General features: G+C 63.9%; 22 protein-coding genes, 1 tRNA gene and 1 pseudogene. 17 read left to right on the top strand and 7 right to left on the bottom strand.

The window, feature by feature from the left end:
- Window positions 1–21: 21 nt before the first annotated feature.
- Window positions 22–1980: a RecQ family ATP-dependent DNA helicase gene (locus SALLO_RS0100120; RefSeq protein ID WP_228702747.1), complete on the top strand. Its 1959-nt coding sequence runs from the start codon at window positions 22–24 to the stop codon at window positions 1978–1980.
- Window positions 1981–2071: 91 nt separating this feature from the next.
- Entirely contained in the window at window positions 2072–3478 is a 1407-nt protein-coding gene (gene rmuC / locus SALLO_RS0100125; RefSeq protein WP_157621096.1) for a DNA recombination protein RmuC, read from the top strand.
- Between the two features lie 57 nt (window positions 3479–3535).
- Here the strand turns inward: rmuC and SALLO_RS0100130 are convergent, their stop codons facing one another.
- Entirely contained in the window at window positions 3536–4243 is a 708-nt protein-coding gene (locus SALLO_RS0100130; RefSeq protein ID WP_022834308.1) for a ferredoxin--NADP reductase, read from the bottom strand.
- A gap of 120 nt (window positions 4244–4363) precedes the next feature.
- Between SALLO_RS0100130 and SALLO_RS0100135 the strand changes: the two genes are divergently transcribed.
- The 4 genes from SALLO_RS0100135 to sucD all read left to right on the top strand — a co-directional run bounded on the left by SALLO_RS0100135 (window position 4364) and on the right by sucD (window position 8928).
- Window positions 4364–6034 carry a LamG-like jellyroll fold domain-containing protein gene (locus tag SALLO_RS0100135; RefSeq protein ID WP_040605691.1) on the top strand — a complete coding sequence of 557 codons (1671 nt, stop codon included), beginning with the start codon at window positions 4364–4366 and terminating at the stop codon, window positions 6032–6034.
- Window positions 6035–6222: 188 nt separating this feature from the next.
- Window positions 6223–6522 (top strand): Sec-independent protein translocase subunit TatA/TatB, encoded by a 300-nt coding sequence (locus tag SALLO_RS0100140; protein ID WP_022834310.1) that lies wholly within the window; start codon window positions 6223–6225, stop codon window positions 6520–6522.
- A 53-nt stretch (window positions 6523–6575) separates the two neighbouring features.
- Window positions 6576–8024, top strand: a complete 1449-nt coding sequence (gatA, locus tag SALLO_RS0100145) for an Asp-tRNA(Asn)/Glu-tRNA(Gln) amidotransferase subunit GatA (RefSeq protein ID WP_022834311.1) — start codon at window positions 6576–6578, stop codon at window positions 8022–8024.
- Between the two features lie 34 nt (window positions 8025–8058).
- A complete protein-coding gene (gene sucD / locus SALLO_RS0100150) occupies window positions 8059–8928 on the top strand; it encodes a succinate--CoA ligase subunit alpha (protein ID WP_022834312.1) in 870 nt (289 codons plus the stop codon).
- A 169-nt stretch (window positions 8929–9097) separates the two neighbouring features.
- Here the strand turns inward: sucD and SALLO_RS0100155 are convergent, their stop codons facing one another.
- Window positions 9098–9661, bottom strand: coding sequence for a hypothetical protein (locus tag SALLO_RS0100155; RefSeq protein ID WP_022834313.1), 564 nt, complete (start codon window positions 9659–9661; stop codon window positions 9098–9100).
- A gap of 223 nt (window positions 9662–9884) precedes the next feature.
- Here SALLO_RS0100155 and SALLO_RS0100160 point away from each other — a divergent pair.
- The 3 genes from SALLO_RS0100160 (at window position 9885) to SALLO_RS0100170 (ending at window position 12563) form a co-directional block, all read left to right on the top strand.
- A tRNA-Leu gene (locus SALLO_RS0100160) sits at window positions 9885–9969 on the top strand.
- Between the two features lie 225 nt (window positions 9970–10194).
- On the top strand, window positions 10195–12081 hold the full coding sequence (locus tag SALLO_RS0100165; protein WP_022834314.1) for an AMP-dependent synthetase/ligase: 1887 nt from the start codon (window positions 10195–10197) through the stop codon (window positions 12079–12081).
- A 158-nt stretch (window positions 12082–12239) separates the two neighbouring features.
- Window positions 12240–12563, top strand: coding sequence for an MGMT family protein (locus SALLO_RS0100170; protein ID WP_022834315.1), 324 nt, complete (start codon window positions 12240–12242; stop codon window positions 12561–12563).
- A gap of 84 nt (window positions 12564–12647) precedes the next feature.
- Here the strand turns inward: SALLO_RS0100170 and SALLO_RS0100175 are convergent, their stop codons facing one another.
- From SALLO_RS0100175 to SALLO_RS0100185, 3 genes are read right to left on the bottom strand one after another with little or no spacing between them, the layout of a single operon-like run.
- On the bottom strand, window positions 12648–13985 hold the full coding sequence (locus SALLO_RS0100175) for a hypothetical protein (RefSeq protein WP_022834316.1): 1338 nt from the start codon (window positions 13983–13985) through the stop codon (window positions 12648–12650).
- 18 nt (window positions 13986–14003) lie between these two features.
- On the bottom strand, window positions 14004–14663 hold the full coding sequence (locus SALLO_RS14150; protein WP_084696070.1) for a YceI family protein: 660 nt from the start codon (window positions 14661–14663) through the stop codon (window positions 14004–14006).
- Window positions 14664–14702: 39 nt separating this feature from the next.
- Window positions 14703–15314, bottom strand: coding sequence for a YceI family protein (locus SALLO_RS0100185; RefSeq protein ID WP_022834318.1), 612 nt, complete (start codon window positions 15312–15314; stop codon window positions 14703–14705).
- Between the two features lie 258 nt (window positions 15315–15572).
- Here SALLO_RS0100185 and SALLO_RS0100190 point away from each other — a divergent pair, with 258 nt between their 5' ends.
- The 3 genes and pseudogenes from SALLO_RS0100190 to SALLO_RS14160 form a co-directional block, all read left to right on the top strand.
- Window positions 15573–16049 carry an Lrp/AsnC family transcriptional regulator gene (locus tag SALLO_RS0100190; RefSeq protein WP_022834319.1) on the top strand — a complete coding sequence of 159 codons (477 nt, stop codon included), beginning with the start codon at window positions 15573–15575 and terminating at the stop codon, window positions 16047–16049.
- Between the two features lie 107 nt (window positions 16050–16156).
- Window positions 16157–16534, top strand: coding sequence for a 2Fe-2S iron-sulfur cluster-binding protein (locus tag SALLO_RS14155; RefSeq protein ID WP_022834320.1), 378 nt, complete (start codon window positions 16157–16159; stop codon window positions 16532–16534).
- Between the two features lie 87 nt (window positions 16535–16621).
- Window positions 16622–19375: pseudogene (locus tag SALLO_RS14160) on the top strand (UPF0182 family membrane protein); the annotation flags it as partial.
- Between the two features lie 25 nt (window positions 19376–19400).
- Here the strand turns inward: SALLO_RS14160 and SALLO_RS14165 are convergent.
- Together SALLO_RS14165 and lhgO are read right to left on the bottom strand one after the other, a co-directional pair.
- Entirely contained in the window at window positions 19401–20645 is a 1245-nt protein-coding gene (locus tag SALLO_RS14165) for an AI-2E family transporter (protein WP_022834322.1), read from the bottom strand.
- 28 nt (window positions 20646–20673) lie between these two features.
- Entirely contained in the window at window positions 20674–21897 is a 1224-nt protein-coding gene (lhgO, locus tag SALLO_RS0100210) for an L-2-hydroxyglutarate oxidase (protein ID WP_022834323.1), read from the bottom strand.
- Between the two features lie 190 nt (window positions 21898–22087).
- On the opposite strand from lhgO, the gene SALLO_RS0100215 reads away from it, so the two are divergent.
- The 5 genes from SALLO_RS0100215 to SALLO_RS0100235 all read left to right on the top strand — a co-directional run bounded on the left by SALLO_RS0100215 (window position 22088) and on the right by SALLO_RS0100235 (window position 25088).
- Window positions 22088–22723: a nitroreductase family protein gene (locus SALLO_RS0100215; RefSeq protein ID WP_084696072.1), complete on the top strand. Its 636-nt coding sequence runs from the start codon at window positions 22088–22090 to the stop codon at window positions 22721–22723.
- A gap of 42 nt (window positions 22724–22765) precedes the next feature.
- Entirely contained in the window at window positions 22766–23476 is a 711-nt protein-coding gene (locus SALLO_RS14170; protein ID WP_084696308.1) for a phosphatidylserine decarboxylase family protein, read from the top strand.
- On the top strand, window positions 23476–24354 hold the full coding sequence (gene pssA, locus SALLO_RS14175) for a CDP-diacylglycerol--serine O-phosphatidyltransferase (RefSeq protein WP_022834326.1): 879 nt from the start codon (window positions 23476–23478) through the stop codon (window positions 24352–24354). Before SALLO_RS14170 ends, pssA begins: the two co-directional genes overlap by 1 nt.
- A 115-nt stretch (window positions 24355–24469) precedes the next feature.
- Window positions 24470–24733, top strand: a complete 264-nt coding sequence (gene purS, locus SALLO_RS0100230) for a phosphoribosylformylglycinamidine synthase subunit PurS (protein ID WP_022834327.1) — start codon at window positions 24470–24472, stop codon at window positions 24731–24733.
- Window positions 24734–24776: 43 nt separating this feature from the next.
- The gene (locus SALLO_RS0100235) at window positions 24777–25088 is read left to right on the top strand and encodes an ATP-dependent Clp protease adaptor ClpS (RefSeq protein WP_022834328.1); all 312 of its coding nucleotides are present in this window, start codon (window positions 24777–24779) and stop codon (window positions 25086–25088) included.
- The last annotated feature ends 69 nt before the right edge of the window (window positions 25089–25157 follow it).

Here is a 25157-nt window from a genome sequence, read left to right on the forward strand (position 1 = left end):
GTGCCGGCAACCGTTCCAATCGTGAACTCCCAACAGGTATCCATGCACGCGCACACCCTCCACGCGGCCCGCGAGGTGCTCCAGCAGCATTGGGGATACGACACCTTTCGCCCGGGACAAAAGGCCATTTTGGGGGCACTTTTTCAGGGACACGACGTGCTGGGCGTACTGCCCACCGGCGGCGGAAAGTCCATTTGCTACCAGGTGCCCGCGCTGATGAGCGAGGGGCTGGTGCTGGTTATCTCGCCGCTCATTGCCCTGATGCACGACCAGGTGGAGCAGCTGCAGGACCGCGGCATTGCGGCGGCGTACCTCGACAGCACGCTGGGGTACCGCGAGGTGGAGCAGCGCCTCACCGACAGCGAGCACGGCCGCTACGATTTGTTGTACGTGGCCCCGGAGCGGCTCGACACGCGCCTGTTTAGCGCGCGCCTCGATTACCTCAACATCAGCCTGCTGGCGGTGGACGAGGCCCACTGCGTGAGCGAGTGGGGGCATCATTTTCGCCCGGCGTACCGACAGATTGGCGACGCGCGCGACGCGATGGGCACCCCGCCCGTACTGGCCGTGACCGCCACGGCCACGCCCGATGTGCGCCGCGACGTGATAGAGCAGCTACAGCTGCGTGATGCGCGGGCGGTGGTGCACGGGTTCGACCGGCCCAACCTCACGTGGACGGTCTTTCAGGACGCCAACAAGCGCCGCCGCGTGCGTGCGGTGCTCAATGGCGTGCCGGGCACCAGCCTCATCTACGGCAACACGCGGCGCTCGGTGGAGGAGTGGGCGCAGTGGTTGCAGCACGAGGGCATCAGCGCCGAGCCGTACCACGCCGGACTCTCGGCGCGGCAGCGGGGTGCCGTGCAGCACCGGTGGATCAGCAACGAGACGCGGGTGGTGGTCGCCACCAACGCTTTTGGCATGGGCATCGACAAGCCCGACGTGCGCTCGGTGATCCACGTCGAAATGCCGTCATCGGTGGAGTCGTACTATCAGGAGGCAGGCCGCGCGGGCCGCGATGGGGAGCGCGCCCACGCCGTGCTGTTGTACCATCCAAACGACGTAGAGACGCAGGAGGCGCTGATTGAATCCTCGCATCCCACCGCCAGCGAGACGCGCCGCGTGTACGATGCGGCGTGCAGCATCGGACAGATTCCCGTTGGCACCATGCCCGACGACCCGGTGCCCATCTCGATGGAAGCGATGCAGCGCGTCACATCGTTTGCGCCGGGCAAGATTCGCACGGCGATGGAGCTTTTGGAGCGGCAGGAAGCCTGGAAGCGGCTGCCCATCCGGAAGCACACCGGGCGCGTTCGGTTTTTGCAGACGCCGCGCGCCCTGCGGCAGTTCGCGGATCAGTCGTCGAGCGAGGTGGTGCGGTCGTTTGTGTACACGCTCTTGCGCACCGTGCACGCGGATGCGTTCCGGGACTGGTGGCCGCTGGATGTGCGGCGGCTGGTACGGCGTTCGTCCCTCTCGCGGGCCCGCGTGATGAACGGCCTCGACTTTTTGGCCGAACGCGGGCTGCTGCGGTGGAACCGCCCCAGCACGGCCGGGCAAATCCAGCTCCTCGCGCCGCGCGCGCAACAGTGGCCGGTAGACGATGCAACGGTGCGCGCTGCCCGCAAACGTGCCGAGGCGCGGCTGCGCTACATGCAGCGCTACGCCACCGCCGTCACCTGCCGCCGTCACTTTTTGCTTACGTACTTTGGCGAGGCCCATAGCGAGCGCTGCGGCCAGTGCGACGTGTGCTTGGGGCGCCACCGCCCCGAGGCCGTGCGGCCTAGCGACGAGTCGGCCCTGCAGCAGATGCTTCGCTACGTGGCCGACGACCGGCCCCGTACGGCTTGGGACGACCTACCCGCCGCGCACCGTACCGATGAGCTGCTGCGCTGGCTCCTCACCGAGGACTACCTCGACCTCGACGACCCGCTGGAGGGCCGCTACGTACTCACCGAGAAGGCGAAGCTCTACATGAAGTAGCGTGTCTGCTACAACAACAATCTGCGCATCCGGCAAGCAGCACTGCACTATTGGGTATTGAGATTGCGGGGATTATCCTGTACGTTGCGTATTGCTTATCAATTTATTCGTATCACTCCATTCTATCATGATGTACGTTTTATCTGCTAGTGTTGGTCTGCTGTTGGGAGGTGTGGTTGCCTACTTATACGCTGCTCAGCAAACCGCAAAGGCGGAGTCGGCACGCAAGGCCCTGCGTGATCAAATCGACAATCAGGCGGCCCAGCACGAAAGGCACCTACAGCAGCAGCGAGAAACGTACGAACAGCGTATTGAGAAGCTCGTGGACGAGCGAAACACGTTGGAGGAGCGTGTAAACGAGCTCTCTGAAGAAAGGGGCGAACTGCGAAGTGCAAACGAAGAACTGGAGCAGCAGCTGAAAACGCAGGAAAGTTCGCTCGAAGCGCAACAAGAACGGCTGCGGGAGCAGTTTGAGAACCTAGCGAACGACATTTTGGAAAAGAAGAGCGAAACCTTCATTGCGCGCAACGAGAAAAATATTAATACGTTGCTGAAGCCTCTTAACAAAAAGATGAAGGATTTTCGGGAGGTGGTGCAGGAGACGTACGAGAAAAATCTAGAAGGCCGCAGCGCGCTCAAAACGGAGATTCATACGCTGACCAAGCTCAACCAGGAGATGAGCCAGCGCGCGAGCGACTTAGCAACGGCGCTCGAAGGGCAATCCAAAACGCAGGGCGACTGGGGTGAGATGATCCTGGAGCGCATCCTCGAAGAATCGGGGCTTACCAAGGGCCGGGAGTACGAAACGCAAGTTAGCGAAACGGTGGATGGGAGGAGGCTGCGGCCCGATGTGGTGGTTAAGCTCCCAAACGACCGGTTCGTGGTCGTCGACGCCAAGGTTTCCATTACCGCCTACCGGCGCTACGTCTCGGCAAAAGGCGACGGGGAGCGCGCGGGCGCCGAGGAAGACGGAGAACAAACCTCCGAAAAGCATCTCCAGCAGCATATTGAATCGGTGCGCAACCACGTGCAGACGTTAAGTGGAAAGCCATACGATCGCTTATACGACGACCGTAGCCCCGACTTTGTCCTGCTGTTTATGCCTATTGAACCGGCGTTTGCACTGGCCTTGCAGCACGACGAGCAACTTTACCAGGATGCCTTCGACAAGCACGTCATTATCGTAAGTCCGACGACGCTGCAGGCTACACTGGCTACCATTGCAAACATCTGGCGACATGAACATCAGAGCCGCAACGCGCAAAAGATTGCAGAACGAGGTGGAAAACTCTACGACAAGTTCGTTTTGTTTGCGGAGGCACTCGAGGATGTGGGCAAGCGCATCGACCAAGTCCAGGAGAGCTACCAAACGGTGCGCAATCGATTGGTGGATGGAAGAGGAAACCTCACGCGACAGGTAGAAATGCTGCAAGAACTAAGGGTTGACAGCAAAAAGTCGCTTCCCGAATCGGTGGCCCGCGATGCGTTAGACACATGACTGATGGCACCACGGGCCCGCCGAGCACAATATCCGAAAAGAGTCTTCAGACAGCGGCTATTCGGTGGCGCCGGCTTCCCACCCTTCCGTGATGATCCGGTCCTCGGGGATGCCGCGTTCGGCAAGCGCGTCGGTGGTTTGGACCACCATCTCGGGCACGCCGCACACGTAGATGTCTGCGCTGTCGAGGGCATCGCTCCAGTCGTTCAGGTGCTCCTGCACGAAGCCCGTCCGGCCGCTCCACTCCTCATCCGACAGCACGAAGTCGACGGAAAGGGATGCGTAGTCGGTGGACAGGTGGTCGAGCGTCTCGCGATAGATCAGGTCGTCCTGGGTGCGCTCGCCGTGTACAAACAGGGCGTTGCCGGTGCCTTCGTTCAGGTAATGCTTTAGCAGCGCCATCATGGGGGTGATGCCCGTGCCGGTGGAGAAAAACACCGCATCGCGGGCGGGCTCCCGCAAGTACAGGTTTCCGGATAGATCCGTGATGGTTACGGTGTCGCCAATCCTGCGGGTGTCCATCCACGAGGATACGGTGCCGTCGGGGTAGCGCTTAATGGTGAGCGCAATAGACGAGGTTCCAGGAAGCGTGACGGGCGTGTAGGGGCGCAGCACGGGCGCGTCCTCGTCCGGCTGTTCGATCCGGATTTGCGTGTGTTGGCCCGGCTGGAAGTCGAAGGTGTGGCCGGGCACCTCCAAGATGAACTGCTTGACGTGGGGCGTGATGGGGTGGATGGAGGTGATTGTGGCTTCGTGGGTCGTCATAAACCAAGGGGACGTTTGTGATTGATGGTTACGAACAGTATGCTTACCGCGTGTAGTCTTGCATGATACATGGCTGCTGTGACGTATCGGTGATCCTCCCCCGGCGGCCCGCCCCCGTCCATGCACAACGCGCGACAACGTATCGGCCTCGGACTGGCTCTGCTGGCGCTCGTGTGGAGTGCCTGCAGCGCCCGTGTGGTGGCGCAAGTAGGCGGTGCGCCATCGGTGCAGCGCCCGGTGCAGGCCGTCACCCAACTGTTTGCGTCGATCGACCTGCAGCACTCCACGCTTGCCGTGCAGGTGCAGCTTCCGGCGGATTGGGAGCTGCAGCGCGTGGCGCTTCTGCGCTTTGGCACGACGCCCGCCGCTGTGCGCGTCGTACCAGGGCAAGCGGACGGCGCGTACCGCCTCGAAGCGCGCGCCAGGCTTCGGGGCCCCTACCAGCTCGTGGTTCGCGTGCGCACCGGCCGGCAGCCGGGGGCCACGCGGTGGTCGGTGGCCACGCTCGACCGCACCGCGAACGGGTGGCAGCGCGGGCGGACGGTGGCCGCGCAACGCATCCGGCTGCATGCGCAGCCGCGGGCGTCGCGTGGTACAGCCCATCCGGCCCTGGTCTTTTCGGATGAGGCCGCGCAGCCGGTGGCGCTGCCGCTGCAGGACGCGCGGCGTTCGGGGGAGGGACGCGCTTCGTTTGGTGGCGCGTTTTGGATCCGTACCCTCGCTCGTGATGCCGTGGTGCTCTCGCGCTGGACGGGCGTCGAGGGGCAGCGGTATCCGCTGGAGGTGGTTATCGACCGCGCCGGACGGTTGCGGTACTACTTCAGCCGCGGCGCGCGCCATCACGTGGCCCTTACGAAAGCGCCCGTGGCCGATGGGCAGTGGCATCACGTTGCCTTCGCGTACGCCGATGCCTCAGAGCAGCTTACGCTGTGGCTTGACGGGCAACCGGTCGACTCGTTACGGCAGCCGATGGGGCCGGTGGCTCGGGGCGCGCTGGCACTAGGCGGACGCCCCGAAGCGCAGCGGGCGGCGTTTGTGGGCACGGTGGCCGCGCTCCGCCTGTGGTCGCAAGCCCCTACCCCCGCCATGATTGCCGCCGCCCGGTGGCGCCGCGATACCGCATCCACAGCACGCCGTCCCTTGCGCGGTGTCACGTCGCTGCCGGACGGCGTATCGGAGACACCTGTTGCGTTGCCCGTGCCGCCGTCCATTCGAAACCTGCGGGCGGCCGTCACCGACGGCCGGGTGCGCCTGCAATGGCAAACGACGGCCGCGGGCATCGACGCCTTTGTGATTGAGCGGTCGCCCCGCGGCCAAGCCTTCAACGTGATCGCACAGCGCCCGCCCGACGACGTGCGGGTCGGGTCTTCCGCCCGTTTCGTGTTCTACGACGACCCGCCCAGCGCGGGCGTCGTGTACTACCGGATTCGGCAGCGCCTGTCGGGGCAGGCCGCCCAAACGTCGGGGGTGCTTAAAGTCGGCGTGGGGGCGCCGGCCGAGTCGCAGTTGGCCAAGAATGCCCAGATGGCGCCGATGGAGCTGTTGGGCAACGCGCCCAATCCCTTTGCTACGCGCACCACCATCCAGTACCGCGTGAGGCGTGCAACTCCGCTCACCATCACCGTGTGGAGCGTGATGGGACGGCGCGTGGCGACGCTCGTGGATAAGAAGCATGCGCCCGGCACCTACGCCCTCACGTTCAATGCACAGCAGCTTGCAAGCGGCACGTACTTCCTGCGTGCCGAGACGCCCACCTACACAGCGACCGATCGCCTGTCGGTGGTGCAGTAGCCCTTGGCCCAGCCGCAGCCTGGCAAAAGGAACCGCAGGGTGCAGGTGTCGTTCGGGATAGCGGCAGAACAGAGCGCCCGTAGGCCGCTCAATTTCGTTGTATTTTTCCTGGCGATGGTCTGCCCGGTCGCGTACCTTGGCACATGCGCGTTGCCATCGGCAGCAGTCTTTAATTACGAGGTCATGCTATGCTCGGGAGCTTTGGATTTGGCGAGCTAATTCTTATTTTTCTAGTCGTGCTGCTCATCTTTGGCGCCAACCGGATTCCGGAAATTGCGCGCGGGCTGGGCAAGGGCATCCGCGAGTTCAAGGATGCCACCAACGAGATATCGCGCGAGCTGAATGCGGAGGATCAGCGGCGGCGCATCGACAAGCCGCAGGCCCCCCAAGGCGCCACGCAGCCGCAAACGTCGGACGCGTCACGTCCGGAGCCGGCGCCCGAGCCGGCCCGCGCCGACGATCCATCGCGTACGTCGGGGAGCGAGTGAGCCCCGTGCGTCCTGTTTCTGCTACGACGCTTTTCTGAAGGCCCGTTGTAGGTATGAAATATAAAACATTTGCCGCGGCCCGCCAGGCCCTGGTGCATGGAGAGACCAGTTGCGAAGCGCTGGTCTCTTCTTTTTTGGAGCGGATTGATGCCCGCAACGACGACCTGAACGCCTTCTTGAGCGTCGACCGCGACGGCGCGCTCAACCACGCGCGCTACCTCGACAGCCAGCGCCAGCGCGGTAACGAACGCCCCCTCGACGGCCTCGTGCTGGGCGTTAAAGACACCATCAGCATTCGCGGGCAGCAGCTCACCTGCGGCTCGAAAATGCTGGCCGACTTCACGTCCTCCTACGACGCTACGGTCATTGCGCGGCTGCGCGAAGCCGGCGCCATCTTCATTGGCAAAACGAACTGCGATGCCTTTGGGATGGGGTCGACCAACGAAACCTCCTATTTTGGCCCCGTGGCCCATCCGCAACAAGCCGACTACGTGCCCGGCGGCTCCTCGGGCGGCTCGGCAGCGGCCGTTGCGGCCGGTTTGTGTCACGCCGCGTTGGGCTCCGACACCGGCGGGTCGGTCCGGCAACCGGCGGCGTTTTGTGGCGCGGTGGGCCTAAAACCCACCTACGGCCGCGTCAGCCGCTACGGACTCGTGGCCTACGCCTCGTCGCTCGACACCATCGGGCCGCTTACGCACAGCGTGCAGGATGCAGCGACCCTGCTGGGGTGCCTCGCGGGCCGCGACGGGCACGATGCCACAACGGCTTCCGTGCCATGCCCCGACTACAGCGCCGCTTGCTCTCAGCCCATCGACGGCCTCGCGGTGGGTCTCCCCCAGGAGTATTTCGATGATGCGCTCGATGCCGACATCGAACGCATGATCCAGGCGCAGGTGGAGGCGCTGCAAGACGCCGGCGCCACCGTGACGCACGTGTCGCTGCCGCATACCGCGTACACGGTGCCCACGTACTACGTGCTGGCCACCGCCGAGGCGTCGAGCAACCTGGCCCGGTACGACGGCGTGCGCTATGGCCATCGCACCAACACCGCCCCGCCCGCCGATGCCGATGCGCTGGAGCACCTCTACCGTCAAACGCGCACCGAAGGGTTTGGCGACGAAGTAAAACGGCGCATCATGGTGGGCACGTACACCCTTTCGACCGGGGCCTACAAAGCCTACTACGACAAAGCGCAGCGCGTACGGCGCCTCATCCGAAACGACTTTGACCGCGTCTTTGATACGGTCGATGTGCTGCTTGCGCCCGTCACGCCAGGTACGGCGTTCCGAAAGCAGGCAGCCGACGACCCCCTGGCGATGTATCGCAGCGACCGTTACACCGTCGCCGCCAATCTGGCCGGCGTACCGGGCCTTGCGCTGCCCATTGGGGCGCACCCAACGCCGCCGCATCTGCCGGTCGGACTCCAATTGTTGGGGCGTCCCTTCGACGAAGCCACCCTACTGCAGGTCGGCGCGCACCTTGAGCGTGCCAACGCAGCATAGATCACACCCTTATCATCAACGACTTCATCTACGCATGAGCATTCTCGTCGACAACGACACGCGCCTGGTAGTGCAGGGCATTACCGGCCAGGAAGGCAGCTTCCACGCCGAGCAAATGATTGAGTACGGCACCAACGTGGTGGCGGGCGTTACGCCGGGTAAAGGCGGCACCACCCACCTCGATCGGCCCGTGTTTAACACGGTAGCGGAAGCGGTGGCGCAGGAAGGCGCAAACACCTCCATTATCTTCGTGCCCCCGCCGTTTGCTGCCGATGCGGTGCAGGAAGCCGCCGAAGCCGGCATTGAGGTAATCATCTGCATCACCGAGGGCATTCCGGTGAAGGACATGAAGCCCACCTATCACTACGTGCAAAAGATGGGCGCTCACCTGATTGGCCCCAACTGCCCGGGGCTCATTACGCCGGGTGAATGCAAGGTCGGCATCATGCCGGCGATGATCTTTGAGCCGGGGCCCATTGGCGTGATCTCGCGCTCGGGCACGCTTACCTACGAGGCGGTTGATCAGCTGACGCGCGCCGGGTTTGGCCAAAGCACGGCCGTAGGCATCGGCGGCGATCCCATCATTGGCACGCGCTTCGTGGACGCGCTGAAGCTGTTTGAGGCCGACGACGATACCGAGGGCGTGGTGCTCATTGGCGAGATTGGCGGATCGGCTGAGGAAGAAGCGGCCACCTACATCAAGGAGCACATGAGCAAGCCGGTCTTTGGCTTCATCGCCGGACAAACGGCACCTCCCGGCCGCCGCATGGGCCACGCGGGCGCCATTGTATCGGGCGGCAGCGGAACGGCCGAAGCCAAGTTTGCGGCGCTCGAAGCCGCGGGCGCTACGGTGGTGAAAAACCCGGCGCTCATTGGGCAAACCGTGCACGACACGCTGGGCTAAGTCCGGTGCGAAACGCTGACGTGTGGATGCGCCCGGGACGGACTTCGATGTTGCAAGGCATGCGGGGCAGTTGTACGAGCGCCCCGATAGTGCCAGGAAATGCAGCAGCAGTCCGTCTCGGGCGTCGTCTGCGGAATGGCAGAGCGAAGCGCCGTGTCTTTCCAGCGGCTCAGTCCGTTTGTGGAGGGGCCAAGCACTCGGCGGCCACTAGAAACTCGTGGCAGAGATAGGCGCGGTACGTGGCACCGTCCACAAAGGCGTCCCAAACGGATTTCGGCACCGTCTTCACTTGTTCGGCGGCTGTTACCGTACGCCCATCGGGTCGTTCGGTGGCCTGTACGTTGAGCCACACATGATACTCAAAAGCAGGCCCTGTATCTCCAGCCCTGGACGTGCGATGGAGCGCGACAGGACCGCTAATGATCGTGCACGCGCCCTCGCGGCTGATGGCTTGCCGTTGGTGCCCGTACGCGCCGAGTGCCCGCAACCCAAAAGCGCCCGCCGCGGCCATCAGCGCGATGATGCCAAGCATGGGCTCATAAAATAGCCCAACGATCCCTGCAACACCGACCGCCAGGCTGAAATAAAGCAATTGCTTGGACTGCCGGCTGCGTTGTCCTTCCAGGGTGCTTCTCTGGGCGTCCGAGAGCTTGCCCTGTCGATTCAGGGCGAGGTCTTCGTCGGTAAACGCCAATTCTTTGCGGAGCCGTTCGGTCAGTCCGTGTCGAGTCATGGGGATCAGGAGGGGCGTTCCTATGGGCGAGTTAACAGTATCGTAACAATAGGGGAGAAATGCGAAAGGTCAGACGCCAAGGTTTTCGTTGCTAGCCATCGGGGGCGCAGCGATCTGAAGGCCTCCCACGCATCCTTGACACAATTTGCAAGGAACCGAAGCGCGCGCTGCGTCTTTGATAGCGCGCTGTGACGCCTCGTGCGCCGCAGCCGGTGCTATCCACGCCCAAGTGGCGGAACTGGTAGACGCGCTGGCTTCAGGAGCCAGTGGGCATTGCGCCCGTGGAGGTTCGAATCCTCTCTTGGGCACCGCACAACGAAACGCCAATCGAAGCGCTTGGGCCGTTAAGGCTCAGGCGCTTTTTGCATGGTGCCCCTTCTTCGTCGAATCGTTGGGTCGATCGTTGGTACGGCCGGGCAGAACGCGTGCATGTACGGAGGCGTCGCTACACGTCCGTAACACTCTGGAAACAGGGCATTCCTTAAACGGTTGGCGCGTGGTGGTTCGTCCTCCGCTCCAAGTATGCAACGTCAATGCCCGCCCAGGTCGCCTTCAACACGATCCCGCAGTTGTTCACCCGCCTCGCCGATCATTACGACGGCGCGCAGCACACGGCCCTGCGGCATAAGGCCAACGACACCTGGGTGAACATTCCGTGGGAGCGCTTGCAGGACGAAGTGCATGCGGTGGCGGGCTACTTGGCTTCAGAAGGCGTTATGCCGGGCGATCGCGTGGCGCTGCTGTCCGAAAATCGCCCCGAGTGGGCCATCACAGACCTGGCGACGCAAATTCTAGGCGGCGTGAACGTGTCCATTTACACGTCGCTTCCGCCCGCCAAGGTGGGGTACATCCTGCGAGATGCCGGGGCCGAGACGCTGGTTGTGTCGGTGCCCGTACAGCGCAAAAAGGTGGAATCCATCTTCGAGGCGTGTCCCGACCTGAAGCGCGTGGTGGTGATGGATGCGCTTCCGGACGATCCGCCGGACTGGATGACGGCGTGGGCGGAGGCGCGGGCCACGGGGGCCGAGTACTGGCGGGCCCACACCGATGCGTTGGAACAGCGCGCCCGCGACGTGACGCCCGACGACACGAGCGCGCTCATTTACACAAGCGGCACCACGGGCGAGCCCAAAGGGGTGATCCTCACGCATCGCAACTTTTGCTCGAACGTAAAGGCTGCCCTGCAGCGCGTACCCTTCAACGATGACGATCACCACCTGTCGTTTTTGCCGCTCTGCCACGCCTTTGAGCGCACGGCGGGATTCACGGCGGTGCTCTCGGCCGGCGGCACCATCAGCTATGCGGAGAGCATTGAGGCGGTATCGCAGAACCTGCTCGAAACAAAGCCCACCGTAATGATCTCGGTGCCGCGCATGTTCGAGAAGGTGTACAACCGCGTGACCAAGCAAGCATCGGAAGGCAGCGCCCTGCAGCAGTCGGTGTTTGACTGGGCCGTGCGCATCGGCAAGCGCTACGCCGCGGCGCGCCGTCCGGGGGCGTGGCTGCGGGCACAGTACAAGCTGGCGCATACGCTCGTGTTTTCGAAGCTCCATGAGAAGCTGGGTGGCAACCTCAAGTTTGCGGTGTCGGGCGGGGCCGCCCTTCCGAAAGAGATTGGCACGTTCTTTCAGGCGGCGGGCGTGACCATCATTGAAGGCTACGGCCTGACGGAGACTGCCCCGGTGATGGCCGTGAATCCGCTTGAGGAGCCGCGCTACGGCACCGTGGGCCACGTGCTGCCGGGCGTGGAGGTGGGCATTATGGATCTGGAGAGCGAGGCGCTGATTGGCACGCAGCATGGCGACGACTACCCCTCGGCGCTCACAACGGCCGAAGGGGAGATTGTGGTGAAGGGCCCCAACGTGATGAGCGGGTATTGGAAGCGCCCCGAGGAAACGCGGGCCGCGTTTGATTCGGACGGCTGGTACCACACCGGCGACGTGGGGCGCTTCGACGACGGCTACCTGATGGTGACCGACCGCATCAAGCACATGATCGTGTCGCGCGGCGGGAAAAATATCTACCCGGGGCCCATCGAGGACCAGTTCAAGACGAAGGGCTGGATCGACCAGATCGTGGTGATTGGCGAGGACCGGCCGTTCCTCACGGCCCTCGTGGTGCCAGATCTGGAGACGCTGCGCATGCATGTGCGCGACGCGGAAGACGCCGAAGTGGCGGTGAGCGACGAGGCCCTGCTCACCGATCCAGCGGTTGAGCGCTTGGCCAAGGAAACCTTCAACGCCTTCAACCACGACGCGGCGGCGCACGAAAAAATCCGCAACTACCACCTGCTGGCCACCCCGTTCACGGTGGAGGAAGGCACCCTAACGCCCACGATGAAGCTGAAGCGCGCAGCCATTGAGGAGCAGTACGCGGACGCGATTGATGCGATGTACGCCAAGTTTGAGCGGTTTGGGTGATCCGCCCACGCCCGGGGTGGAAGCCGTAGGTGCACGGCGCTCAAAGCAGCTGTAACGAGGCTACAGCGATGCAGAACAACGCAGCAGCAGCGGCTGTCCAACCGGATGCGGTCCGCGAGGCGTTTTCACACACGGCCTAAGCATCCGTTTCTTCTGTTATGGCTACGTCCTCCTTTTTTGATCGCGTGTACGATGTGGTGGCCCAAATCCCCGCGGGCCGCGTGGCTACGTACGGCGACATCGCAGAAGCCGTCGGGCAGCGCAGCGCCGCCCGCACGGTGGGATGGGCCTTAAAGGCCGCGGTAGATAGCGGGCTGCCGTGCCACCGCGTGGTAAACCGCCACGGTGCCCTGACGGGCAAGCGGCACTTTCCGTCGCCTACGTTCATGGAGGAGTGCTTGCGCAGCGAGGGCGTCACATTCACCGACGACGGCCGCGTAGACCTGGAGCAGCACCGCTGGACGCCCGAAGGATTGCGCTAACTCCGCGAGTGGCCCACAAGCAAGCGGCCCGCTGCATTCATGCAACAGGCCGCCTGAACCACCGATACGTGCGAAGTCCGGGGGTTAGAAGTTTACGGCAATCTCGGCCACCACGCCATAGAACGTCGGGTCGGTGGCGAGGTCGAGGCTGCGAAGGCGCGCCGCATTCGGTGCAAAGTCGCTGGCCCACTGGTTGACGTATTCGACCTTGAACAGCAGCTGTTTCGGGACAACCCACAAGCCAAATCCGGCCTGTACGCGTTGCACGGTGCCCTCGGCGCTAGCATCGCCAAGTGTTTGGGCCGCGGCGGCGTTGTAGCGGGCCGCCACGTACAGCGGCTTGGCCACGTAGTACTGCGCCGTCACGCCGTAGTACATCCACTCATCGGTCGGATTGCCGTCGTCGCCGGTGCGCCCGGCGCCGGGGTTCACGAAAAAGCCGTTCGTGTCGTCGTCCTGAAACCAGCCGTACACGCCCGAGAGCGTAAAGCCCTCCGCCGGTGTGGCGCGGCCGTCAATTTGATACGCCGTCACATCTTGTCCGCCGCCCAGCGTAAGCTGACCCGCCGTCGCGCTGCCGTCCCAGATGGCTGCGTAGCGCGAGCCGCTGAAGTTGCCGGCGAACAGGTTCGACGAGGAACCGCCCAGCGGGTAGCCCGGGCCGTTGCGCGATTGGTTCACCCGGTAAAACGATCCTGACAGGCGGTACGGCCCCTCCAGGCGTCCCAAGGCTACCTTGCCCAGCCAGGCATTGCGGTGGCCGTCGGTAAAGTCGCCCGTGGTGGCGCCGCTGTTGTAGCCTATCATGGCCGTCACCGGACCGGCAAAGCCGTACAGCTCAACGCCCACGCCAATCGTGTTGGGATCAACGATGTAGTTGCCAATCAGCGGGTTGTCCATCACCTGGGCGACATCCGAGCGGTAGTAATGCTCGTCGCCAAAGTTGAGCTCCATGTGGCCAGCCTTCAGGTCGACGTATTTGAACAGACCATTGACCGGTCCAAACAGCTCCGGAAGGTAGTCGATGTAGAGGTAGCCCTCGCGGTCGTACACGTCGCCCTGATGGTTGGGGCTGCTCAGGTAGAGCTCGGCGTACACGTCAATGCCATCGGTGATGCGGGCATCGAGCGTGAGGTTACCGGCAGCGCTCTGAAAGCCGCCCTCAATGTCGGGCAGGGTGTTACCGTCGTTACTTTGCGAGAGCAGCTGCATGACGCCCACGGCTTGTACGCCAATCTTGAGGCGCTCGCCTTCGTCGTACGAGGGCGTGTTGAGGCGTTCTTGGCGGGCATCGTCGGCCTGCTTCCACGCCGCCCGCTCTTGGGCGTAGGCGTTGGGGGCCGTCAGCGCGCCGATGGAAAGGAGCGCGGCCATGAGCAGCGCAAAAAAGCGTGGGGGATGCTGTTGGTTGCGTTGTTGCATGATAACCTCGGGGAATGATTAGTTTGAAGAACAGGATGGTGTGGGGGCCGGTGCCGTCACCGCGGCCACCGCAGGCGTTGCCGAAGCAACCTGCACGGCCAGGTCGAAATGCACCTGGATGCGATCGTGCACCTCAATCAGCCCCATGAACTTGGTTGGTGGCGTGATGCCGAAGTACGTCATGTGAAGCGGCTTGCAGCCGGTGACGCGATACGTTCCGGGCCCCAGGCGTTGCCCGCGGGCCGACACGCGCACCAGGCGCTCGGTGCCTGCCACGGTAAGGGTGCCCAGCACGTGCAGGCGGTACCAGCCGCCGGTGGTGTCGGGCGGCACGACGCGTTCCACGCGTTGCAGTTGAAATCGAATCGTGGGATGCGCCTGCGCCTTCAGCGTCTCTTTCAGATCGTTTGTCATGCGGTCGTTGCCGCAGTCGAAGCGCTGCACCGGCACCGCAAGGCGGGGCTGCAGGCTGTCGGGGCGGGCGCGTACCGGCTGCGACAGGGGCAGCCTGCCCGCGGCGCGTACGTAGGGAGCCCGGCAGGTGAACGTATTGACCGACGACGTGCCGCGAATCCAGAAGCGGCTGGCATCCAGCAGCTCGAAGGACTGTGCGTGGGCCCCGGTCGGTTCGACCGCGATGACCAACAGCAGCAGTAAGCAGGCGCGTAAACGGTTCATGGGATCCACCAAAAAGGGACAGAAGGAGCGGGTGGCGGGTTAGCGCGACGGGGCCGCGAGGATGTCGAACCCGATCGTCACGCGGTCGCCGGTGGTGATGGTACCCAGCATGACGCTCGGCGGCTCAACGCCCCACGTCGACATCTTGAAGGACACGTCGCCCACAATGCGCAGCTGGCCGTCGGGCTGTCGCTGCACCGTGCCCGGTACCGTCAGCTTGTGCCGTGTGCCGCCAATGATAAGCGTGCCGGTCGCCTGCGCACTTGACCATGCCCCGGCAGAATCTGGGAGGGCCGTCAGTTCGGCGCTCTCGATCATATAAAAGATGGTGGGGTAGGCCTCGGCACGCAGCGCGTCGCGAAGGTTGTTGTTCATGCGGTCTTTGCCGCACTCGATGGCCGCGACCGGGACGCGCAGTTGTCCGCCGCTGATGGCGGCAACAGCCGCTGCGGAAGAATCGGCCGGGGCGGCGCGGAGCGTGCCCTCAAACGACTGAACGTCGCATGTCCAATCGTGCAGGGTCGACGTGCCGGCAATCGTGAGCGTGCTATGATCGGGCAGAATGGTGTACGGCGTAGGTGCGGCCGGCGGGGGAGAGGCGCCGATGAATAGGATGCCGCTGGCGAGAATCGAAAGAAGAATGCGGAGCATGGGCCTATGGCGTTATGGGGGCCACAATGGATTGCGGATGTAACTTCGGCGCTGCGAGGGGCGGGTGTTGCCCGCAAGATCCGCACAAGCCCTTGGACAAATGCCACATGCGCGTGTCAGGGCACGCGCCAGGGCCGTGTGGGGGAAATGCGTACACGGCCGAGCAGCTGTGCTAGCGGAAGCGGTTGCATTTCCCCGGACTTCGCTGCACTTTGTAGTCATGTGTTGTTCGCCGCTGCCCTCCACCCCATTTCGCCTATGGCTCTGCTTGACGATACCGACTACGCCATCCTCCGCGCCATGCAGCGCGACGCGCGCATCCAGAACAAGACGCTGGCCGAGGAGGTGGGCGTGGCCGAGTCGACGTGCTTAGAGCGCGTGCGCCGGCTGCGCGAGAACGGCGTCCTGACGGGCTTTCACGCCACGGTGGATGCCGCGGCGGTGGGCATTCAGCTGCAGGCGATGATAACGGTGCAGCTCAGCAAGCACTCGCAGTACACCGTCGACCGCTTCCGCTCGACCGCTAACGACCGGCCCGAAGTGCTTGCGGTGTATCACCTGGGCGGCCGCACGGACTTCATGCTGCACGTGGCCGTACGTGGCTCCGAACACCTGCGCGATTTTATCTTGAGTGCGCTCACCACGCGCCCCGAGGTGCAAAACGTAGAAACGTCCATCATCTTCGACCAGGCCCACTCACGCACAAAGCCCATTTATCCTGATCAGGCCCGGTAGCCGCGGGCGGCGGGGCGTAGCAGGCCTGCCGCCCCAAGCGCCCATGCACCGCCCGATCGTTGTGGGCCGCACGCACACACTCGTTCACACACTGCCCCCTTTTGCCGATGCCCACACTGACCATCAAGGATGTTGGTACCTTCGACGTTGAACATGGCACGCGCCTCGTACGGGCGATGGCCGAACACATCGACATTGGCCATCGCTGCGGCGGCCACGCCCAGTGCACCACGTGCCGGGTGCGCTTCGCAGCGGGCGAGCCCGAGGTGATGACCCAGGCCGAGCACGAAAAGCTGCACGACATCAAGCAGCACGGCAGCTTCCGGCTGGCCTGTCAGATTGTGGTGGACCGTGACATGACCGTCGAGCCGCTCATGACGGCCCGCGCGCAAGGATGGGACGACCCCGGCCCCGAGCCGGCCCCGCACGTTGAGCCAACCGCCGAGTGGCACGACCCAAAAGAACTCTCGGATCAGGCGGATTAGGCGTAACCTTTGGGTCTGCGCTCTGAACCTGACGCACGGTATGGCATTGGCATGCCGGACGGATTTCTTCTACCGAACGGATGTTTTATGGCTGGCTGGCTTTCCAACCGCGGCGTACAAGCCCTTTTGGCTGTTGTAGGGCTCATGCTCACGGGTCTTCTCGTGGGCTCAAACATCATCGTAAAGTACTTGTGGATGGACGCGCTCACGTTTGCGTCTGTCTACAGCACCATTTTGCAGCTCAAGGTGGGGCTATTTGTGGGCATGTTTGTGGTGGCCACGGCCTACTTTGGGATCAACGTGGCGTGGGTGATCCGCACGATGCCCCCGCTGTGGGCGTCGCAATGGGCACAGCAGGGCGAGGCGCCACGCGTGGGCGGCAAGCCGCTCACCAAGGCCCGCTTGCGGCGCGTGGGGTATCTGATGTCCGGCGGCCTCGGGCTGCTTTTTGCGCTCGGGTTTTCGAGCCAGTGGGATGCGCTCGTGCGGTACTGGCAGGCCACGCCCTACGGTCAAACCGATCCGCTGTATGGGCTTGACCTCTCGTTCTATCTGCTGGAGCTGCCGTTCATCCAGATCTTGCAGAGCGCGTGGGTGGGCCTGGCCGTGCTTGCGCTGATGGCCGTGGTAACGGCCTACTTGCTCACGGGCACCATCGGCATTGAGGAAGGGCAGTTTAAGCTGCGCCCCGCCGTGGTGCGCCACGTGGGATGGAACGTCATGCTGCTGCTGGTGGGATGGGCGTGGGGGTACTACCTCGATCGCTACGAACTGCTGCTCAACGCCAGCGGCACGGTGTACGGCGCCAGCTACACCGACGTGTATGTCACGCTGCCGGCCCTGTGGATGATGGTTGCGGCCACGGTGGTGCTCATCGGCGTGGTGGGCTATAGCGTCTACCAAACCGCGTGGCTCACCCTGGGGTGGGGCATCGGCGGCTATGTGGTGCTCCTTGCCGCGGGCCTCGTGGCGGCGCCCGCGCTCGTCCAGCAGGTGTACGTGGTGCCCAACGAGCTGAACGTGGAGCGCCCCTACATTGAATACAACATTGCCAACACGCGCGAGGCCTACCGCCTCAACACCATTGAAGAACGCTCGTACGCCGCGCGCACCAACCTGACGCGTCAAGACATCGAAACGAACCAGTCGACGCTGCGCAACATCCGCCTGTGGGACCCGCGGCTGCTCATCGACACGTACATTCAGCTGCAGCAGATTCGCCCGTACTACCGCTTCTACAACGTCGATGTTGACCGCTACATGGTGAACGGCGACTACCGCCAGGTCATGCTCGCGGCCCGCGAGTTGACGCAGACGCTGCCGGGCAATGCCAACACATGGTTCAACCGTCACCTGCAGTTTACCCACGGCTACGGCGCCGTAGCCAACCTCGTAGCGCGCGAGGGCACCGAAGGGTCGCCGGAGTTCCTGGTGAAAGACCTGCCGCCCGTAACCACCGACTCCAGCTTTGCCGTTAAGGAGCCGGCCATCTACTACGGCGAGGCCGTGCCTACCTACCGCATCGTCAGTACGTCGGCACAGGAACTGGCCTACCCCAAGGGCGACGACAACGTCTACATCTCCTACAAGGGCACCGGCGGCGTCTCGCTCGCGTCCGGATGGCGGCAGCTGCTCTTTGCCTACGAGCTTGGCGACTACAACATTTTGCTGTCGGACTACCTGACCAGCGATTCGAGGATCCAGTTTTGGAATCGGATCACCGAGCGGGTGCAAAAGATTGCGCCGTTTCTGCGGCTCGACAGCGATCCGTACTTTGTGATGGGCGACGACCGGCAGTACTGGATCATCGACGCCTACACCACGAGTCAGTCGTTCCCCTATGCCGAGCCCGTGCAGAGTGGACGCTTTCGCGGGACGAAGTACATCCGCAATGCGGTGAAGATTGTGGTGGACGCGTACAACGGCGACGTATCGTTCTACGTCAACCGGCCCAACGACCCGATCCTGAAGGCGTACCAGGCGGCGTTTCCCTCGCTCTTTGAGCCGATCGATGCCATGCCGCCCACGCTTCGCGACCACGTGCGCTATCCCGAAGACCTGTTCACCATTCAGGTCGAAAAGTACAACCGGTATCATATGATGTCGCCGCAAGTGTTCTACAACAACGAGGACTTGTGGGAGCGGCCGATGGAGCAGTACGCGGGGCAGCAGCAGGTCATTGAGCCGTACTACGTCTTAACGCGCTTGCCCGATGAGAAGCGCCTGCAGTTTCTCTTGATGACACCGCTTACGCCAGCCAACCGCGACAACATGATTGCCTGGGTGGCGGCCAAGAGCGACCCGCCCAATTACGGCGAGCTTGTGGCGTACAAGCTCCCTAAGGAGAAGCTGATTTATGGCCCCAACCAGGTCGAGTCGCGCATCGACCAGAACACCGACATTTCGCGGCAGCTGTCGCTGTGGGATCAGCGGGGCTCGCGGGTGGTGCGCGGCAACCTGATTGTGGTGCCCATCGAGGAGTCGTTCCTCTACGTGGAGCCGATCTTTCTCATCGCGCAAAACATCAGCATTCCGCAGCTGCGCCGCGTGATTGTGTCGTACGGCGAGGAGGTGGCCATGGAGCCCACGCTGGAGCAGGCCCTCAACGCCGTGTTCGAGGGGCAGCTCCTGCCCACACCGGGCGTAGAGTCCGACGGCCCGCAACAGGGCGATGCCACGCAAGCTACGCCGGTGCGCCGCGTCGACCGATCGGCGGCGGAGCTTCAGCGGGCGCGTCAGCTGCTGCAAGAGGCCCGCGAGGCCCTGCAGCAGGGCGACTTCTCCACGTTCGGCGAGCGACTGCGCGCGCTAGAGCAGGCCCTCGCGCCAGATACCACCGGCGGTTCGTGAGCGGGCCGCCGCGGGGCTACGCGCCCGGCGGGTTGCTGTACGCGTGCAGGTCAAGCGTCAGCTCCTCGCTGTAGGCGCGGTAGCCCGTAACGAGAATGGCCGTGGTGGGCACCGCCACAAACAGGCCAAAGGCGCCCATGAACGAGCCAAAGACGAGCAGCGAGAACAGGACGAGCACCGGGTGCAGGCCCACCTGATACTGCATCACGTTGGGCGTAAGCAGGCTTTGCTCCAGGGTGTACTGGCCGAGGAGCACGCCCACCACGACGGCCGCGCTCACCCAGCCGCTAAAGGCAAAGGCAAGCAGCGCGCCGACGCCCGTGTTGATGAGCGCGCCAATGTTGGGGATGAAGTTGAGCACGCCCGTAAGCAGGCCAATCAGCAGCCAAAACGGCACATCGAACAGGTAAAGCGCCACCGACACGTTCAACGTCGCAATGCCGCTGATGATGAGCTGCCCGCGCAGGTACCGCCCCACGATGCCGCCCGCCTTCAGCAGGTAGTCGCGCCGGCCGTTGGCTGTGGGAGAGAGTGCGATCAGCGCATCGCGGATGCGCGGGTAGTCCTTGAGCGTGTAAAACAGCAGCACGGGCACCAGTGCCACGAGCGTGAGCGCGCCCAGCACCGAGCCCACCGACTGCATCAGGTCTTCGATGGTGCTCGGAAGCTGCTCCACCTGCTGCTCGATGAGCGCCGCGCCCTGATCCAACAGGCGCTGCTTCGACAGGCCGCTCGCCTCAGCCACCCGCTCAATGATGTTCGTGGTGCCAAGCCAGGCACGTACCTCCTCGACGGCCGTGATGAGACGCTGCGAGAGGCTGTCGAGCTGGCCGACGAGGTTGGGGGCCACCACGAAAAAGAACAGAACCAGCGCGCCCACCGCAAGCAGCGTGGTGGTGAGGGACGACGCCCAGCGGGGAATGCCCCGACGCTCGTGAAGGTGCGTAACGACCGGATTCAGCAGGTAGGCAAGCAGATAAACCGCCACAAACGGAATGAGGATGCCGCTTACGGTGTCCAGAATCCACAGCAGCAACAGCGTACCGCCCGACACCAGCAGGGCCTGCACAGCCGGCCGCTTGCGCAGCGGCCACAGCAAGATAACGCCCGCCAGCGCCACCAGCGGCGGGTTCAGGAAGCTCCCATCGCGCGGCGGCACCTCCATCTCGTACAGCAGCACCAGAAAGAGCGCCAGCCCCCCCACCGCCATAATCAGCTGCAGGGCATCGTTCCACGTATCGTTTGAGGGGGCAGCAGCCACGGCACAAAGCGTTCGGGTGCAGGAGGACTTACGCCGCCGTAGCCGTCACCGAAGACAGGCGCTGTTCGAGGTAGCGCGTGACGATAAGCTGTCCGATGCTCAGCGAGGCGGTGGCGGCCGGCGACGCCGCGTTGATGACGTTCACGACGCGGTCGGTGGTCTTGATCCAGAAGTCATCCTCCAGCGTGCCATCCGGGTGCAGCGCTTGCGCCCGCACGCCCGACGGTGCCGGTTCGAAATCGTCGACCGTTACCTCTGGAATCAGGTGGCGGGCCTTGTGGACGTAGTAGCGTTTGCTGAGCGACTGCACCAGTTCCATCAGCCCCTTTTGCCAGTGGGTGGCGCTTAGGCGCCAGAAGCCCGGATACGTGAGGATGTCCCACAGCTCGGGCCAGTTCACATCGGTGAGGCGATACCCCTCGCGGGCAAACGCGAGCACCGCGCTGGGGCCGCACTCCACGCGCCCGTCAATCATCTGCGTAAAGTGGACGCCGAGGAACGGATACGCCGGATCGGGGACGGGATAGATGAGCGTGTTGCACAAGTGGCGCCGCTCGGGAACGAGCTGATAGTACTCGCCGCGAAAGGGCACCACCTTGGCTTCGGGGTCTTGCCCGCTCATTTGCGCGATGCGATCGGCGTAGAGCCCCGCGCAGTTTACCACGTAGCGCGCCTGCACGTCGCCCGCGGTGGTTTGCAGCGTCACGCCGGTGCGGGCCGTGTGCAGGGTGCGTACGGCAGTGTTCAGCAGAATGTCGTGGCCGGCCTCGCGGATGATGCGCGCAAGCGCTTCGCTCATGCCGGTATAGTCTACGATGCCCTCGTTGGGCACGTGCAGCGCCGCCAGCCCGCGCGTGTGCGGCTCAATCTCGCGGAGGCGTTCGGGGCCAATCCGCTCAAACGCAATCTTGTTTTGGCGTCCGGTGGCCTCCAACCGTTGAAGGATGGGCAGCTCCTCTTCGCGGGTGGCGACAATCACCTTGCCGCACAGGTCGTACGCCACGCCCTCGCGCTCGCAAAACTCGACGAGCATGCGGCGCCCTTCGCGGCAGTTTTTGGCCTTGAGCGACCCCGGCGTGTACGACAGTCCGGCGTGGATGACGCCCGAGTTGCGCCCGGTTTGGTGCGCCGCCACACGGCTTTCCTTCTCCAGCACCACCACCGACGCATCGGGGGCGCGTTGCGTGAGCCGGTAGGCGGTGGCAAGGCCCACAATGCCGCCTCCGATGATGGCGACGTCGTACGTAGACATAGGCGTGGCGCGTGATGAGTAGAGCAACACCCAATGAAACCGGGCAACGGGTGCGGAAGGATCCCCGCCGCAGGCGACGCATCCGAAAAATTACGCAAATTATGACGGGCGCGCTGTGCGCACGAACCTTTGCCTCTACGGAAGGTACAGCATACGCTCGTTCATTTATGCCCATCAACCCTCATTTTCCGTGGCTACCGACACGACCGCTACGCCCGATGTGAAGCGGGCCGACACCCACCATAGCATTGACGCGCCCTTTCGTAACCGGTTTAGTCCGCGGGCCTTTGCCGACCGCGTGGTGCCTGCGGAGACGCTCCGCGAGGTGCTGGAGGCGGCGCGCTGGACGATGTCGTCGTACAACGAGCAGCCGTGGCGCTACATCATTGCGCGCCGTGACGGTGATGCTGCCCACTACGAAGCGGTGCTCTCGTGCTTGAATTCGTTCAACCAGGCGTGGGCCCAAACGGCGCCGGTGCTCCTGCTGGGCCTGGTGCGTACGACCTTTGCGAAAAATGGACGGTCGAATCCGCACGCGCGCCACGACTTGGGCGCGGCCTCGGCGGCGCTCACCCTGCAAGCCACCATGCGTGGGCTATACGTGCACCAGATGGCGGGCATCGAGCCGGACGTAATCCACGAAACGTTTGATCTGCCGGAGGACGTGGAGCCGGTGACGGGCCTTGCGCTGGGCTACCTGGGCGATCCGGAGCAGCTGCCCGAAAAGATGCAAGCCGGCGAAACGGCCCCGCGCTCGCGCAAGACGCTGGCCGACTTCGTGTTTGGCGCGACGTGGGGCACGGCGGCTCCGCTCGTGCAGCAGTAGCGCCTCCTCGTATCATCGCTCTCCCGACCCCTCGATTTGTCTGTGATTGCTCGCGAAGGCTATTCGCTTATTGCCGGTGCTACGGTGCTGGCGCTTCTTTTGGGTATCGGTTCGCTGTGGCTGCAGTCGTGGATGACGCGCGCGCCGGTGCTTGTGCTGGCTGTGGCCCTGGTGGCCTTCACGGTGTACTTCTTTCGTGATCCCGACCGCACCACGCCGCCGGTGGCCCGCAACGGCGAAGCGTTTGTGGCACCGGCCGATGGCCGCGTGGTAGAGGTTGTGCAGGAGAACGAGCCCCTGTACCTCAAGGGGCCGTCTACACGCATTTCCATCTTTCTCTCGCCGCTCGATGTGCACGTAAACCGCGCGCCGGCCAACGGCGTCGTTGAGTACGTAAAGTACCGGCCGGGCGATTACCTGGTGGCGTGGCACCCAAAGGCGAGCGAGAAGAACGAGCGCTCCGAGATTGGCACCCGCCACCCCAGCGGCTCCAAGGTGCTGTTTAAGCAAATTGCCGGTGCCGTGGCGCGGCGCATCGTCTTTCATGTGGAGACCGGCGATACGCTGCGGGCGGGCGAGCGCTTCGGGATCGTGAAGTTTGGATCGCGCATGGACGTACACGTGCCGCCGGGCGTGGAGGTTACCGCTACCGTGGACGATGTGGTGCGGGCGGGTGAAACCGTGCTGGGGACGTTCCCCGATGCGCCCCCGGCGGCTGCCGATGCTTCTGAACAGACCGCCACCACGCCCTAATGCCTGCTTCCGATTCCTCGTCGCCCGGCGCCCGCTCCGATCCGCGGCGCATTCGGCATCGATACAAGGCCTACCGCTCGGCCCGGCGCGAGCAGCGCGGCGAACGCCCGCCCCCGCGCGTGGCGGTGCCGTCGTTCTTTACGCTCATGAACCTGTTCAGCGGCTTCTTGGCCCTTACGCAGATTCATGAGGGGGCGTACGTCATGGCTGCGTGGCTCATCATCCTGGCGGCGTTCTTCGACTTGCTCGACGGGATGACCGCGCGCCTCGCCAACGCCGCCAGTCCGTTTGGCGTAGAGCTCGACTCGCTCAGCGATGTGGTGTCGTTTGGGGTGGCACCGGCGTACCTCGTGTACACCTACGGCCTGCACGACCTTGAGCCCATCGGCATGATCGTGGCCGCGCTGCCGGCGCTTTGCGGGGCGGTGCGCCTGGCGCGCTACAACATGAGCTACGACGGCGAGCGCAAAGACTATTTCGAAGGACTGCCCATTCCCGGGCAAGGCATCGCGCTGGTGGCCCTCATCCTGGCCGCCGAGCAGTCGGCCTGGGCCGATACGCTGCGCCTTGATACCGCGTCGGTCATGATCCCCGTGGTGGTGGCCCTCTCGGCGCTCATGGTGTCGAGCATCGAGTTTGACAGCATCCCTACCCCAACGGTCGATTACGTGCGGGCCCATCCCCAAAAGACGGCCCTGTACGTGCTGGCGGGCGTGCTCATCGTGGGGTTGCAGGCCCTGGGGTTGTTCATTGTGCTGATGGTGTACCTGGCGCACGGGGTGGGCCGTGCCATCTACCAGCTGGGGAAGGCCCTGGCCACGCCGGCGCCCATCGAGCAGGGCCCCTCCGACGGTGCGCGGGCGCCGGGGGAGGAGTGAGCACCGGGGGCCTCGCGGGCCCTGCGAAGCGCGGTGAACGTGCCGTGCGCGTGAACCCGCAGCGCATACCGCTCGTACGTCTGCCGTCCGCTTTCCATGCTCAAGCTTCTGTGTTATGTACAAAGCCACGATTGCCGTTACGCTGCGCCCGTCCATCCTCGATCCCGAAGGGAAAGCCGTGCACCACGCGCTCGACAACCTGGGCTATCCGCAGGTCGAAGACGTGCGCATGGGCAAGCGGGTGGAGCTGACCATCGACGCCGCCGATGCCGAAGCGGCTCGCGCCGTTGCGGAAGCCGCCTGCGAAAAGTTGCTCGCCAACCCGGTGACGGAGAATTACACGATTACTGTAGCGGCCGTTGATGCCGCTGCGGCTTAGCCTCCAACGTTCGCTGCTCGCTCGTCTTAGCGCCCGTAGTTCCATGCCCGAAGCACCGTCTCCCACCATCGAACCGGCCACGCCCGACGTAACCACCGAAGAGCGTACCGACGACGGTACCGGCACCGATAAGCCCTGGGCGGTGATCCTGTACAACGATGACGTGCACACCTTCGAGGAGGTGATCGGTCAGCTGGTGAAGGCCACGGGATGCTCGCGCAGTCAGGCCGAAAAGCATGCCTGGACGGTGCATACGCAGGGCAAGGCCACGGTGTACGAGGGCACCTTCGAGGAGTGCTTCGAGGTGCAAGCCGTGCTCAAAGAGATTGAGCTGGTCACGGAAATTCAAGGATAGCACCTGCCGCGCCGGGATGACACTCTCCGGCCGGAGCGTTATATTACCCGGTAGGCCCCAGCATCCGGC

The organism is Salisaeta longa DSM 21114 (assembly GCF_000419585.1).
Lineage (GTDB): Bacteria > Bacteroidota > Rhodothermia > Rhodothermales > Salinibacteraceae > Salisaeta > Salisaeta longa.